Origin of the sequence: Paenibacillus camelliae (assembly GCF_023715345.1) — a bacterium.
Taxonomy (GTDB): Bacteria; Bacillota; Bacilli; order Paenibacillales; family Paenibacillaceae; genus Pristimantibacillus; species Pristimantibacillus camelliae.
Window position 1 is genome coordinate 74,070 of the sequence record NZ_JAMBNY010000003.1, and the last position, 13,240, is coordinate 87,309.

Below are 13,240 nucleotides of genomic sequence, written 5' to 3' on the forward strand. Positions count from 1 at the left end.
CCGTGGATTAAAAGAAGAAAGTCGAGGAACGAAGACCGTCCATCGACTTTCCCTCTTCATGTTGGTTACTTACTGTACGCTCTTCCAGTAATCCTCGATCTCAGCAGCAAGACCATTGCGATCCGTCACATCAGCCAAGTATTTTTGCATGGATGCACCAAGCACCTTCCAGTGATCACCTGGTACAAAGTTACCTGCAAACTCAATCGAGTTACCAGCTAGGTTATACTCATTAATTGCTACAGCAAGAGAGCCGTTAAGCTCCAATGTAATGTTTTTGAATGCAGGAATTACGTTTGCTTCATTAACAAGGAATTGTTGACCTGCATCCTCGTAAACAAGCCAGTTCAAGAATTGCTTAGCAGCAGCTTGTTGCTCTTCTGTGCTTTTTTCATTATCGATAAACATTTGCTTCGTTGCACCAATCGCTACAGCAGAGTTAGCTTTCGTCGTAGGATCATTGCTAACCGGTACTGGAATAAAGCCATACTCTCCTTCTGGATTAGACTTCAGCAACTCAGTGATTAACCAGTTTCCATTGAACGTAATTGCTGCTGAGCCTGTTGCAACAGCTGCAGTACTTTGCTCATAGTTGACAGCCATAGGGTCATTTTTGCCCCCATTGTACTTCTTCAGAACATCAAATGTATCAAGCAAGCCTTGGTATGTTGCATTGTTTACAAGATCAGCTGAGCCGCCTTTTAGTTGCTCTAGGAAGCCCTTCACATCAGTATCTGGCTGTGCCGCATACGCAATCGCAAGGAAGTGATTACCTAGCGACCAGTCCATGCTGCCAATATAAAGTGGAGTCTTGCCAGCTGCTTCGATCTTCTGCAAAAGCTCTTCTAACGCCGACGTTGTATTGATCGTAGCTGGATCAAAAGCTCCGCCTGCCACTTCATCAAGCACTTCTTTGTTGTAAATTAAGCCGTAGCCTTCAACTGCAAATGGGAATGCTAACGTCTTACCGTTAATTTCATTCGGCTGCGCAAGCTCAGCTACCCATTTCTCACCAGATAAGTCTAACGCCTTATCTGCAAACTTCTCGATATCACCCGCATCAAGCATCGCTAGCGTTGCAGGCGTGCCTGAAGCATATAACGCGGAAGCCTTCTCTACAGGTGATTGATCCTGATTTGTGGAGATTACTTCTACCTTTATGTTTGGATGCGCTTTCGAAAAGGTCTCAGCTGCATTTGTCATTTGTGTGTGGATTTCTGACTTGGAATTCAATATCGTGATTTTAACTTCCTTAGCATCAGAATCTGAGCCAGTATTAGTTGAAGCATTCGTTCCTTCGTTCGCGTTGCTAGCGTTATTGGCATTGTTTCCCCCGCATGCGCTTACAACAAGAGCTAAAATTAGTACCAACATCAATGAAGACAGTTTTTTCATCTTTTAATAACCCCCTGTTATTACATAGATTACTTTCTTAGCGTTATTATATATGTCAACCGCTTGACATGTCAATCGGTTGACATATATTTTCTTAAAAAAAGCCGATATAAATATTCACGGCTTTTTACTATGTTGTATCTCGTTCAACTAGCGTAACGGGCAGCGTGTTCTCAAGCTCTACCTGCTCACCTTGAGCTAATTTATCCAGTAGGTCAACTGCTAGCTTGCTCATCGCCTCAATGGGCTGCCTTATCGTAGTAATGGCAGGGTTGGCCAATTCAGCGAACGAGATGTCATCATAACCAATTAGCTTCAGCTGCTGTGGGATACTGATTCCTCTAGCCGCTGCGGCTTTAATAACCGTCATTGCGACAATATCACTAGATGCGAATATGCCATCAAGACCTTGGTGCTGTTCGATTAGCTCGGTTATGAGTACATCATAAGTAGAGCGATCAAAGCTATCTGATCCTAACTGAAAAACAATAGGCTCAATCTGATGCTGCTTCAAGGTTTCAATAAATCCCTGCGTTCTTAAATTACTAAGCAAGTCGAGACTAAGATCACCGCTAATAATTGCGACTTTTTTACAGCCCTTGGAAATAAACAGCTGAGCCGCCAGCTGACCGCCCTGATAATTGTCTGAGGAGATGTAAGGAATATCTGCGATTCTTCTGTCAAAGGTCACGATCGGACGCTGAAGATTAATATATTCTTGAACATCCAGTGTATGGCTCCCCATAATCACGCCATCCACTCGATTGCTTTTAAGCATATCAATATATTCCTTTTCCTTCGATTGCTCCATTCTTGAATTGCAAATAAGCAGCTTATAGCCAAAACCGGAAGCATAGTTTTCAATAGCATTGGCCATCTCACTAAAGAAGGGATGCGCAATTGTAGGTATGATCATTCCAAGCACCATAGAGCGCTTACGTGTAAGTGAACGGGCAATTTCATTCGGCTGGTACTGAAGCTCCTCCATAACAAGGCGCACCTTTTCACGTGTACGTTCGCTAATATATCCTCGATTGTTTAGCACTCTGGACACGGTCGTTACGGTTACACCAGCTTTTTCAGCAACATCCTTTATCGTTGTCACCACTTTTCCTCCTTTCCCGTTTTAATTTAAGATTATAGCATAACAACGAAGGAACTAAAACAGATCAATTGCCTACTTAGATTCATTTCGTTACTATAATGATATAGAAGCTAGAGCTGACATCTTAATAAGTGATACCGCAGCTAATGATAAAGGAGATTGTGTCCTATGTATTCCTATTCGATGAAGCAGGAACGTTTTGAAACCTATGTGCTGGAGCACAAGGAAAGTGGCAGCTATATTGAGGTTGTGCCAGAAAGAGGATGTATTGTTAGCAGATATGTATATCGTGGTCAGGATGTGCTGTACTTAGATCAAGCGACACTAGATGATCCAAGCAAAAACATTCGTGGAGGAAATCCGATTCTGTTTCCTATTAGCAGCTATTTAGAGAATGAAACGTATACCTATGAAGGTAAAGCGTATCAGCTAAAGCAGCATGGCTTTGCACGACAGTTAGCCGGTCGGGTGACTAGTGTGCACGCCAATGAGCAGGAAGCGTCTATTTCATTGGAGCTCGTTGATGATGAAGCAACACGCGAGCGCTATCCATTCAGCTTCCGTCTTATGATGACCTATACGCTTAGAGCGGATGGACTTACGATTGAAGCTGGCATTACGAATAATGATCATAAAACAATGCCATATTACCTCGGCTATCATCCTTACTTTTATGTAGAGGATAAGGCAACGCTTGAGCTAACGATTCCATCGTCAAGCTATAATGAGATGCTGCCTAACAGCATGGCACAAAGTCAGTTTAATATGCAGCAGCAGGAATCTAATGTCATCTATGATCAGCTGCAAGCAAACAGCTGCACGATGATCGACCGAGCAAGATCATTGCAAGTTACGATTGAATATGATGAAGTATATCAATATATCGTGCTATGGGCGCTACAGGACAAGCCCTTCATATGCATAGAGCCTTGGATGGCGCCTGTTAACGGAATGAATGTAGGTAAAGGCATTCAGCAGCTTGCTCCTGGCGAGTCTGACCACTCTGCAGTACTTATTCGCCCTCAGCTCTTGTAAAACGTAAATTTAATACCCATTATGGCGTTCTGACAACACTATATTTTCCGCTGGGGCTTAAGAAGTAACATGGATAACAATAGATTGATTATCGTCTGGACGTCTCAATATGGAGCTTTCAATAACAAGGTCACAAATTACATCAAGAAGTCCGCTACTGACAAAAAAACGAGCCTGTGGGCTCGTTTTTTTTTGATTCATTAATTATTTTGTATAGTTGTCGAAGTAGCCTTGGATGTAAACCATTGGCGTGCCTTTGTCACCGCTGCCTGATGTTAAGTCAGATAGTGAACCGATCAGGTCTGTTAAGCGGCGAGGCGTTGTGCCTTGTGCTTCCATTGCACCAACGAGGTTCTCGTTTTTATTTTCGATATAGCTGGCAATCGCCTGCTTCAATTCTTCACCACGCAGGTGAGAGAAGTTGTTGTCGGCCAAATACTTCAGCTTAATCTCGTTCGGCGTGCCTGCTAAGCCTGCTGTATAGGCTGGCGACACGACTGGATCAGCAAGCTCCCAGATTTGTCCTACAGGGTCCTTGAACGCACCGTCGCCGTAAACCATCACTTCTACCGTTTTGCCTGTTTGCTCTTTCAGCTTCGCCTGAATGCCGTCAACAAGTGGCTGACAGTTGTTAGGGAATAGCTTAACCGTATCCTCGGTTGCTTTGTTAGAGCCAAGCAAGCCATATGCCTCGTTATAGCCGCTGCCGTTAATGGACTGAGCTAATATATCATCCAAGCCATAAACCGTTTCTGCTCCACCAGCAAGTAAGATACGTTTCGTACGATGTCGCGAGTGAATATCACAGGTTAACACGCTCTTCGTATAGTCGAGGATCGTCTTAGGCTGATTCGAGAAGATAACCTCGCACGCAGCTCCTTCTCCTTCAATAATCGATTTATAATAGTCGATGTAATCTACACCTGTAAATGTATGCTTTTTATTTCCAAAATTCGCTCTAAATTCAGCTTCTGTTAACACATCTGTCCATGGGTTGATGCCTTTCTCGTCTAGCTCATCTAAGCTAACAAGATGATTACCTACTTCATCAGCAGGGAAGCTTAACATCAATACAACTTTTTGCGCCCCTTTTGCTATGCCTCTTAAGCAATTTGCAAAACGATTACGACTTAAGATCGGGAAAATGACACCCACGGTATCGCTGCCGAATTTCGCGCGTACATCTTCTGCAATATGGTCGATGGACGCATAGTTTCCTTGTGCACGTGCAACAATTGATTCGGTAATGGTAACGATATCACGGTCTTCGATCGAGAAGCCTTCTGCACTAGCTGCGTTTAATACAGTATCAACCACGATTTGTTCAATATCGTCTCCTTGATTAATAATTGGACCTCGAAGTCCTCTTACTACTGTACCAACTACTCTTTGCAATATAAACTCTCCTTTAATCGAACATAAACGAATGATGATCGAATGTATGATAACTACTAAATAACTATACAATTAAGTAAAACATAAGTAAAATTAATATCTATAATATATAGTATTAGGGTGATTAATATGAGAAAGAGCTTGGATCTTTATCGCGTCTTTGACGAGGTAAGCAAGCAATCTAGCATATCAAAGGCTGCACAGGAATTATTTATGACACAGTCCGCCGTTAGTCAATCCATTCAAAAGCTGGAGAAGGAATTAGACCTTGTACTGTTTAATCGTACATCAAAAGGTGTGACACTAACGACGGAAGGCAAGCTGCTCTATGAGCATGTCCGATCTGCTCTAAATATTCTTAACATCGGTGAAGAAAAAATGTTGGAATTTAAGAACATGATGATCGGTGAGCTTCATATCGGTGTTGGAGATACGATCTCACGGTATTACTTACTGCCGTTTCTCGAACAATTCTACAACCAATTTCCCGGTATTAAGCTTAAAATCTTAAACGGCACAACGACAGAGATTTGTGAATTTATTAAGGAAGGCAAGGCAGATCTTGGTGTATGCAATCTGCCCATCGTTGACCATAGTATTCAAGCCTTTCCGTGTAAGGACGTGCATGATATTTTCGTCGGTGGTGAGAAGTATCGTGAGCTCTCTTCCTCACCTATTACATTGGAGCAGCTCGTGGAGCTGCCTCTGATCTGTCTAGAAAAAAGAGCGAACTCTCGCGTTTATATTGACCGTTATTTTAAAGAGAAGGACATTACACTCTCGCCGGTTTTCGAGCTTGGATCACATGATTTACTGCTTGATTTTGCTAAGATTAATCTTGGCGTCGCATGTGTAACGAAGCAGTTTTCACAGCATTATATCGATAGCGGACTGCTGCATGAGCTGAAGCTTGAGGAGCCTATTCCAGAGCGTAGCATCGGGATCTGCTACTCGAGCCAAGTTCCGCTATCACATGCTGCAAAGCAATTTATTCAAATCGTTGATCCTACATTATATGAAGCGTTGTAATCTTCAATTTATGCTAGTTAAACAAGGCAGAGTGATTGTAAAGGATGTTCCTCTGCCTAATTGACTATGTACATCAATTTTTCCGTTATGATCCTCGATAATACGCTGGCATACAGCGAGTCCAACCCCAGTTCCCTTTTTCTTCGTCGTATAGAAGGGAGCGAATATTTTTTGCATATTCTCCTGATTAATTCCGCTGCCATTATCGGCTATTACAATCTCGACTCTAGAATGCAGATGACGAATATCAATCATGATGACTCCATGATTACGGTTTACACTCTCTTTCACAGCATCCATAGCATTATGGATCAAGTTAAGCAGCACTTGTTTAATTTGCTTTGGATCTATGCATAACCATATATCGTTGTCTGGACGCCTATACTCAAAATAACAATTATTAAGCAGTGATTCACTTTGGCAAAGCAGCATAACCTCCTCAACGACAGACACAATGCTAACCTGCTCTAATGTTGGCGCAGAAGGCTTGGACGTATTAAGAAACTCATAGATAATATCATTCGCTCGATCCAGCTCTGATATTGCAACATCTGCATAATGCTCTTTGCCTATCTCGAGCAAATGTGGACGCAGCAGCTGAACAAATCCTCGCACACTGGTCAGAGGGTTACGAATTTCATGAGCAATGCTTGCAGCTAGCTTACCTACCGTCGCTAAATTTTCATGCTCAATAACGGATTGCTGTAGCTGCTCAATGGATTGCTCCAGCATAATTTTTTCTTCCAATAAGGAATGCGTTACATTAATAAAATTGCATTCTAAGCCTGATACTTGTGTTTGAAAGCTTTCCATTTGACTCTCTTTATCAATACAGAATAGATGAATTTGATTGGATGATTGACAATGAATATAAATTTCGAATAACGCTGCTTTCTTCTTTCTCGTATGAAGATGGAGCTCTAGCTTGTGTATGGAATCAAGCTTTGTAAAATCATCAATGATCTTCTCCCTGCTACTAGCATCAACAAGCTCTAAGAAGTTATGTGCTATCGGGAATTTATGCTTTACACAATCGGTTTGTAACAAAATGTTAAGCTCTCGATCAACCATAAAGTATGGGAACGGTAACATATCTGGTGTTAACAAGACATCGTTCATGTGTAAATCTCTCCTATAAATCTTTGACTTTAAAATTTATCTATCCTTTCACTTACTCCAATAAAATTCATTTATTAATTAGCTCTCAGAAATTTTCACATATAATAATATAATTGTCTACCATAAATAAACAAAATAAATAAAAATACACATATAAAATTATATGTGTATTTTTATAAAGCATATTATTTATTTATATGAATATTTGTTTCTTGATTTTTTCGCTCATAATTGACCTTATAGCCTAAGCTTTCCGATATTTCACGCAATGGCACATACGATCTTCCATTTTTAGTTATCGCATTTTTGAAAATCGTCTTCTTGCCGTCCTTGGCGAAGGTGACACTTTTCGTTTTTTGATCCCATGCGATACTGTAGCCTAGTGCTTTTCCGATCACTTTAAGCGGTACATAGGTCGTTCCTTTTTCGATATATGGCTTGCCATCATCTGCTGTCATATTAAGGGTTGAGCCAAGTATAGTAATAGCTATCGGATCCTCAAACTGCAGCTCTTTTGCATACATGATCTTACCAGTTGCACCAACGAATATATATTTGCTGTAAGCTTTAATGCCGTCCATCATCATCATATTGCCGTAGGTATTCGCACTGTACGGATCATTGACCGCTACCTCTCTCCACTTCACACCGTCCTTAGATGTGTAATAGGCGTTATAATCGGTATAATCGCCATCAATAATCTTTAATGAATCATTAAAGGCGAAGAAATAACCATCGAATGATGTTATAAATTCAAATCGATCATTCTCATCGTCCAAATTAACCTTTGCGCGTGTCCATTTTTTCGCATCAGTTGAAGTGTACAGCCTAGCAGCATTATACCAATCTACCGCAACATACTTCTCACCATTCCATGCGATATGCATATTCATAACATCAATGGTTGCAAGGGTTGTCCAAGTCGTACCATTGGTTGTCTGCATAACACGCGTATATTGATCACCGTTATTGTACATAGAGAACGTTGCGACAATACGCTTGCCATCCCAAACCATTGAATTTAGCCAATGATCGTAGGTGCTTACACTTTTAACCTTAGACCACTTCACGCCATCCTTCGAATAGTACACCCCATCCACTTGACTTGCGGCAATGAAAAACTTCCCTGTCCATAGAATGTCGCGCAGCTGTCCGTACTCATCCAGCACATTTTCCCTTTTCCAATTTACACCGTTGGTGGAGGTATAGATGCCACCATTCCCAGTCGCAACAAATTTGTTCGCACCCCAGGCAACGTCAAACAATAGCGTTCTGCCGATCTTACCGTAAGGAAGCGGCGTAGCACTTTTCCAGTTAGATCCATCATCTGTATAAATGATGCTGCCATGTGCCCCTACAGCAACCGTGCGCTTACCGTTTGTTGCAATACCGCTAAAGTCGCCAAAAATCGACGTTCCGACAAGGCCATACGTCCAGCTTATGCCATCCTTAGAGAATAAAGAATAGGTACCATCTGGACGATCAATGGTTTTATTAGAAGCTAAACCTGCGTATCCGCCATCAACTGGATAGATGAGATAGACTTGCGTCTGCAAATTAGACAAGTCATGCTTCTTCCAGTTAACACCGTCTTTAGAGGTATAAGATACTTGCTTTCCTACTCCTCCATTGTTGTAAATTAGTCCAAACGCTATAAATTGCTTGCCATCATAATAAAGGTAATTAAGATTAGCCTCGCTAGGCGATTGACTTTGCTTCGTCCAAGAGATGCCGTCCTTAGATGTAAACAAGCCGTTCCCTACTCCAATATAGCGATCCTTTGCCCAGACAAAATCTTGAATACTCGCCTTCGTATCCAACGATTTTGTTGTCCACTTTACGCCATCCTTAGATGTGTATACTTTATTGTGTTCAAAGCCATAAATAAAGTAGGTTGAATTCTCGTAATGAAGATAATGATTACCGTAGTTGTCTGTAAGCGTCAAGCGCTCTGTCCATTTCTGTCCATCACTTGACGTATAGACATGCTTCTGACCTACAGCAATGAACTGCTTGCCAGTCCACAGTAAATAGTGAATGGACTCACCAGGATTAAAATCAGCCTTTTCCCAGGTTAGTGCATCCTTTGAAACAAACAATTCCGATGAAGACCAGGCAGCGTTTTTCTCATATTCAGTATTCGAACCAAACATATAATAGTTGCTGCCATCATAGGCAATCGTCGTTAACTGATAGTTATTAAATTTACTTGTAGCCTTCCAGTTACGTCCATTCTTCGATGTCATAATCGATCCGTAAGGACCAACCGCTACATACTGAGACTTACCAATAGCCATGGAATAAGGTGCGTTCGAGCTAAAGGAACCATCTACACTCCACCCATCTCCAATCGAATAAGGAGATTGCTTTAACGTGATGCTATCAATGCTTTCGTACTCCGATGCAGCCGTAACCGGAGACAGTATAGTCATAAGTAATGTACAGCCTATGACCAATGAAACAATTTTCTTCCAAGCCATGTTTAACCATTCCTCCTGTTGTTTACACTTTGAAGTTATGTAGCTATAACAGACTTATTATAGATCAACTACAGGAAAAGTGGGGAAAAAGTTGCTCAGTAATTTCCATATATTGGATGGTAATAAAAGGCATGCTAAGTGCACGTATAGGTGCTCTTAGCATGCCTCGTATTAATGCGCATTAGTTGACATAGCATCACTTCTGCTGTTCATCTGCCAGTCTTTCCTGGGCTAGTCGAATCATCTCCTTGACCATCGACCCGCCAATTTTTCCACCGATATGACCGACATCCTCCGTCGTAAGATGTCCGTTGTCGTACGGCTGCAGAGGAACACCTAGCTCTTTAGCTACTTCAAACTTCACATCATCTGGACGAGCAGGATCAACCGTATAGCCTTCATTACGCATCACATCAGCTTTAAATTGCTGCATTGCTTGTTGAACATTAGGCACAGCATAGGATCTGCGTCTTCTTCCCATGTGATTACACCTCCTTCACGCTATGATTGTCCCTAACATACCCTCCGCCATCGCTATTCATACAACGAGGATACAACGAGAATACAATGAGAAAAAAATGAGTAAATTCAATAAAATCACTATTCCATTATTTTCTATCTCGTGCTATTATGTATCTAAATGATATATATCAAACAGATAGGTGATACTATGAAAAACTATAATGATACGACTTACGCGATCCTTGGAATATTAACGACATCCTGTCGATCTGGCTATGCCATTAAGCAGCTGATTGACCAGAGCTTGACTCATTTCTGGAAAATTAGCTACGGTCAGATCTACCCTACTCTTAAGCTCATAACAGAGGAAGGATTAGCAACGATACAAAGCTCCTCGCAGCCAGGCAAGCCTGACCGGAATGAATATGAGCTTACGGACAAAGGCAAAGAGGTATTACGAGAATGGTTAGAGCAGCCAATTAAGCAAATCTCTGTTGAACGCAATGAGGTGCTGCTTAAGCTTTTTTTCGGCAGTCATCAATCCAAGCAGCATACGATACGCACGCTGCAGGATTATAAGAATAAGCTTGAGGATCGTTATGCCACGTATGTAGGCATTGAGCAATCGATTACAGCTCATGCAACAGATGAGGAACAGGATGTACAGTACTGGCTGCTTACGCTGGATTATGGCAAGCGGACCACCATTGCTGCGATTGAATGGTGTGAGCATGCCTTGCTTCAATTCAATCAAATGGAAGGGGGCTAATCATGATGTCGGCTTCAATATTAAAGGGGCGTTACACGGTTAACAATGACCAGGATATTGTCGTGTTTTTAATCGGTATGCGCATTAACAAGTGGTGGGCGCTGCACAAGTGGCTGCCTGTATTTCTGGCGATGCCAGGGATGGTTCAGGAGCTGTACACGCACAAAGCAAAGCTTGGCTTTATGTCCATGGAAAGCTATTTTGGTCTTCGAACGACGATAATGGTGCAATACTGGAATTCGACAGAGGAGCTGCTTGCTTATTCCAAAGCGAATAAGCATATGGAAGCATGGAAAAAGTTTAATCAGAGGGTAGGAAGCAGCAGCCAGGCGGTTGCTGTCTACCATGAAACCTATCAGTTAAAGGCTGGCAGCTATGAATCGATCTACGTCAACATGCCACCCTACGGCCTTGGAAAGGCACTTTCCGCAGTCCCTGTTACGAAGGAAAGCCAGACAGCAAGCAAACGCTTGAACAAGGGATAATCAATAGCAGATTAAACATCATTCCAATTAGCATTGCTTTGCATTGTTATTCATGGACTGCGCTGAACACATCCAAACCTCAACAAAAAAACTCCTCTCTGCGGGAAGATTCGTGCAATCACCCAAAGAGAGGAGTTTCTTTTGGTCGATCATGACTTAGTCAACGAAGATTGGAAGCCTTGGTCTTGCTGCTGACTAATCATATCCTTTCTTCGGTAGACGCCAAGCATAAAGCCAATTAAGCCAAATTCCAAAATGGTGACTGAGCTTAATTGCAGAATCGGAAGACCAATGCCAAAAATAGGTACAATACCAAGACACATCAGTAAATTCCATAGCAATCGTATGCCGAATATGCTGCAGACACCTACAATTAATGATCTTCCATACATATCCTTCGTTCGTAGCCCCATACGAATCGTGCGCCAAACAAAAGCAATAACGGCTAACACAACTATTGTTCCAAATATCCAGCCTAAGCTGTAAACAAGATAAGCATACATCATCTCACTATAGATAAACGGTAGTTTAGGGTTAGGCACACCGATGCCTTGTCCCCATAGTCCTCCCGCTTGAATAGCCTCAACTGATCGTAACGCTTGATAATTAGCATGAGGATCATTACTGAACATAGTGGTTAAGCGGAAAATAATATAATGTAATTGGCCGCCATTAAACGATAGCAGCAGCACTATACCTGTAATTAAAGTGCCTGCTGCAGCTAGCATAAAGCGCCATTTGCCGTATACAATGAACAGTACAAAAAGTCCGAACATGTAAACAGCCAAATTAATCATCGTAGGCGTCAACATATATACGAGCATCGGCAACAGTATAAAAGCGACCAGCTGTGCGAATATTTTGACGGATGACATAAGTTGAGTTGATCGAGGCTTGCTGCGTTCGATATAGAGAATTCCAGCAATAGCAACAATGAGCAGATAAGGAGACACTTCACCAAGATTAAAGGTTAACTTCCCTATTGAAAGCCATTCCTTCGCACCATTGATTTGTGTGCCGAATAACAGAGTATAGTACATAACTCCGATCGTTATTGCGTATAGCCACCATGACCATCTCGCAAGCTTTTGATAATTACCAAAATAGGCGGCAACCATGAACAGCAAGCCTGCCAAGACAATAATAAGCTTAGTCGTCATATCTATGAATCCTGCAGGCAAGGCAAAAAGTGCAACGACAGCTAACAAGAACATGACGGCAAAGATCACGACTACACTCCACTCCGTCTTCGGCTTGTGCGCAGCATTGAGCCCAATCCCTACTTCACGTGCATCTCCCATACCTCTAACGGCTGAAGCGATCGCTTCTTCTTCACCCAGCTGCTCCAGCTCCATCAGATCTTCGACACGCTCTAGCAGATGCCCTAGCAGCTCACTTGCAATGTCATTATGTACGTCTTTAGCCTTTACATGGCTACAAACTTCCTCTAAGTATGCAGCGACCAATGGATGGGTGGCTAACTTTTTCTCATTCATACTGAGCCCTCCCCAATCAATCGATCGACCGTGTTGCGAAAGAGCGTCCATTCCTCACGCTTCTCCTGCAGCTGCTGTCTGCCGCTTTCCGTTATCCGATAATACTTTCGCTTGCGCCCGCCTTCTTCTCTCCAATATGCCTCCACCATCGCTTCTAGCTCAAGCGTATGAAGGATGGGGTACAATGTGCCTTCCTTTAAAGTGAACACATTAGCCGAGCTTCTTTCAATTTCTTTCGTCATTTCATAGCCATACATATCCGCTCGATCTAGCATAGAGAGGATGAGTATGACTGTGCTGCCCTTCATAAGCTCCTTATTAATTTTCATCGCTCGTTCATTTCCCTTCTATACCTATAATTACGATACATCGGTAATCTATGTATTAGTATATACAAAATCTGTTTATTATTCAATATTTGTCAATTACCTTTTTGGAATTTAATGGCCACATCCTTTCCACAAATCAAA

General features: G+C 42.0%; 12 protein-coding genes. 4 read left to right on the plus strand and 8 right to left on the minus strand.

The annotated features are described in order from the left end of the window. Positions 1–69: 69 nt before the first annotated feature. Positions 70–1,395, minus strand: a complete 1,326-nt coding sequence (locus M3180_RS08250) for an ABC transporter substrate-binding protein (protein ID WP_251666894.1) — start codon at positions 1,393–1,395, stop codon at positions 70–72. A 130-nt stretch (positions 1,396–1,525) separates the two neighbouring features. Beyond that, positions 1,526–2,500 carry a LacI family DNA-binding transcriptional regulator gene (locus tag M3180_RS08255; RefSeq protein WP_251666896.1) on the minus strand — a complete coding sequence of 325 codons (975 nt, stop codon included), beginning with the start codon at positions 2,498–2,500 and terminating at the stop codon, positions 1,526–1,528. 168 nt (positions 2,501–2,668) lie between these two features. Between M3180_RS08255 and M3180_RS08260 the strand changes: the two genes are divergently transcribed. After that, positions 2,669–3,535: an aldose epimerase family protein gene (locus M3180_RS08260; RefSeq protein ID WP_251666898.1), complete on the plus strand. Its 867-nt coding sequence runs from the start codon at positions 2,669–2,671 to the stop codon at positions 3,533–3,535. Between the two features lie 204 nt (positions 3,536–3,739). On the opposite strand, the gene M3180_RS08265 is transcribed toward M3180_RS08260, so the two are convergent. Next, positions 3,740–4,930, minus strand: a complete 1,191-nt coding sequence (locus M3180_RS08265; RefSeq protein ID WP_251666900.1) for a coenzyme F420-0:L-glutamate ligase — start codon at positions 4,928–4,930, stop codon at positions 3,740–3,742. Positions 4,931–5,059: 129 nt separating this feature from the next. On the opposite strand from M3180_RS08265, the gene M3180_RS08270 reads away from it, so the two are divergent. After that, positions 5,060–5,959, plus strand: coding sequence for a LysR family transcriptional regulator (locus M3180_RS08270; protein WP_251666902.1), 900 nt, complete (start codon positions 5,060–5,062; stop codon positions 5,957–5,959). 3 nt (positions 5,960–5,962) lie between these two features. Here the strand turns inward: M3180_RS08270 and M3180_RS08275 are convergent, their stop codons facing one another. From M3180_RS08275 to M3180_RS08285, 3 genes are all read right to left on the minus strand, one after another. Further along, on the minus strand, positions 5,963–7,078 hold the full coding sequence (locus tag M3180_RS08275; protein ID WP_251666904.1) for a two-component system sensor histidine kinase NtrB: 1,116 nt from the start codon (positions 7,076–7,078) through the stop codon (positions 5,963–5,965). Between the two features lie 185 nt (positions 7,079–7,263). Then, positions 7,264–9,558 carry a copper amine oxidase N-terminal domain-containing protein gene (locus M3180_RS08280; protein ID WP_251666905.1) on the minus strand — a complete coding sequence of 765 codons (2,295 nt, stop codon included), beginning with the start codon at positions 9,556–9,558 and terminating at the stop codon, positions 7,264–7,266. 196 nt (positions 9,559–9,754) lie between these two features. After that, the gene (locus tag M3180_RS08285; RefSeq protein WP_251666907.1) at positions 9,755–10,039 is read right to left on the minus strand and encodes an alpha/beta-type small acid-soluble spore protein; all 285 of its coding nucleotides are present in this window, start codon (positions 10,037–10,039) and stop codon (positions 9,755–9,757) included. Between the two features lie 189 nt (positions 10,040–10,228). Here M3180_RS08285 and M3180_RS08290 point away from each other — a divergent pair, with 189 nt between their 5' ends. Further along, a complete protein-coding gene (locus tag M3180_RS08290; RefSeq protein WP_251666909.1) occupies positions 10,229–10,789 on the plus strand; it encodes a PadR family transcriptional regulator in 561 nt (186 codons plus the stop codon). Positions 10,790–10,794: 5 nt separating this feature from the next. Next, on the plus strand, positions 10,795–11,274 hold the full coding sequence (locus tag M3180_RS08295) for a DUF4188 domain-containing protein (RefSeq protein WP_251667084.1): 480 nt from the start codon (positions 10,795–10,797) through the stop codon (positions 11,272–11,274). 149 nt (positions 11,275–11,423) lie between these two features. Here M3180_RS08295 and M3180_RS08300 read toward each other — a convergent pair whose 3' ends face one another. Both M3180_RS08300 and M3180_RS08305 read right to left on the minus strand, forming a co-directional pair. Then, positions 11,424–12,770, minus strand: coding sequence for an FtsW/RodA/SpoVE family cell cycle protein (locus tag M3180_RS08300; protein ID WP_251666911.1), 1,347 nt, complete (start codon positions 12,768–12,770; stop codon positions 11,424–11,426). Further along, complete coding sequence (locus M3180_RS08305; RefSeq protein ID WP_251666913.1) at positions 12,767–13,099, minus strand: PadR family transcriptional regulator; 333 nt, start codon at positions 13,097–13,099, stop codon at positions 12,767–12,769. The genes M3180_RS08300 and M3180_RS08305 overlap by 4 nt, the downstream gene beginning before the upstream one ends. Between the last annotated feature and the right edge of the window lie 141 nt (positions 13,100–13,240).

What these genes read in the sequence shown, in the direction of transcription:
- M3180_RS08250 (WP_251666894.1), bottom strand. Translation starts at nt 1,395, where the DNA reads ATGAAAAAACTGTCTTCATTGATGTTGGTACTAATTTTAGCTCTTGTT.
- M3180_RS08260 (WP_251666898.1), top strand. Translation starts at nt 2,669, where the DNA reads ATGTATTCCTATTCGATGAAGCAGGAACGTTTTGAAACCTATGTGCTG.
- M3180_RS08270 (WP_251666902.1), top strand. Translation starts at nt 5,060, where the DNA reads ATGAGAAAGAGCTTGGATCTTTATCGCGTCTTTGACGAGGTAAGCAAG.
- M3180_RS08275 (WP_251666904.1), bottom strand. Translation starts at nt 7,078, where the DNA reads ATGAACGATGTCTTGTTAACACCAGATATGTTACCGTTCCCATACTTT.
- M3180_RS08280 (WP_251666905.1), bottom strand. Translation starts at nt 9,558, where the DNA reads ATGGCTTGGAAGAAAATTGTTTCATTGGTCATAGGCTGTACATTACTT.
- M3180_RS08285 (WP_251666907.1), bottom strand. Translation starts at nt 10,039, where the DNA reads ATGGGAAGAAGACGCAGATCCTATGCTGTGCCTAATGTTCAACAAGCA.
- M3180_RS08290 (WP_251666909.1), top strand. Translation starts at nt 10,229, where the DNA reads ATGAAAAACTATAATGATACGACTTACGCGATCCTTGGAATATTAACG.
- M3180_RS08295 (WP_251667084.1), top strand. Translation starts at nt 10,795, where the DNA reads ATGTCGGCTTCAATATTAAAGGGGCGTTACACGGTTAACAATGACCAG.
- M3180_RS08300 (WP_251666911.1), bottom strand. Translation starts at nt 12,770, where the DNA reads ATGAATGAGAAAAAGTTAGCCACCCATCCATTGGTCGCTGCATACTTA.
- M3180_RS08305 (WP_251666913.1), bottom strand. Translation starts at nt 13,099, where the DNA reads ATGAAAATTAATAAGGAGCTTATGAAGGGCAGCACAGTCATACTCATC.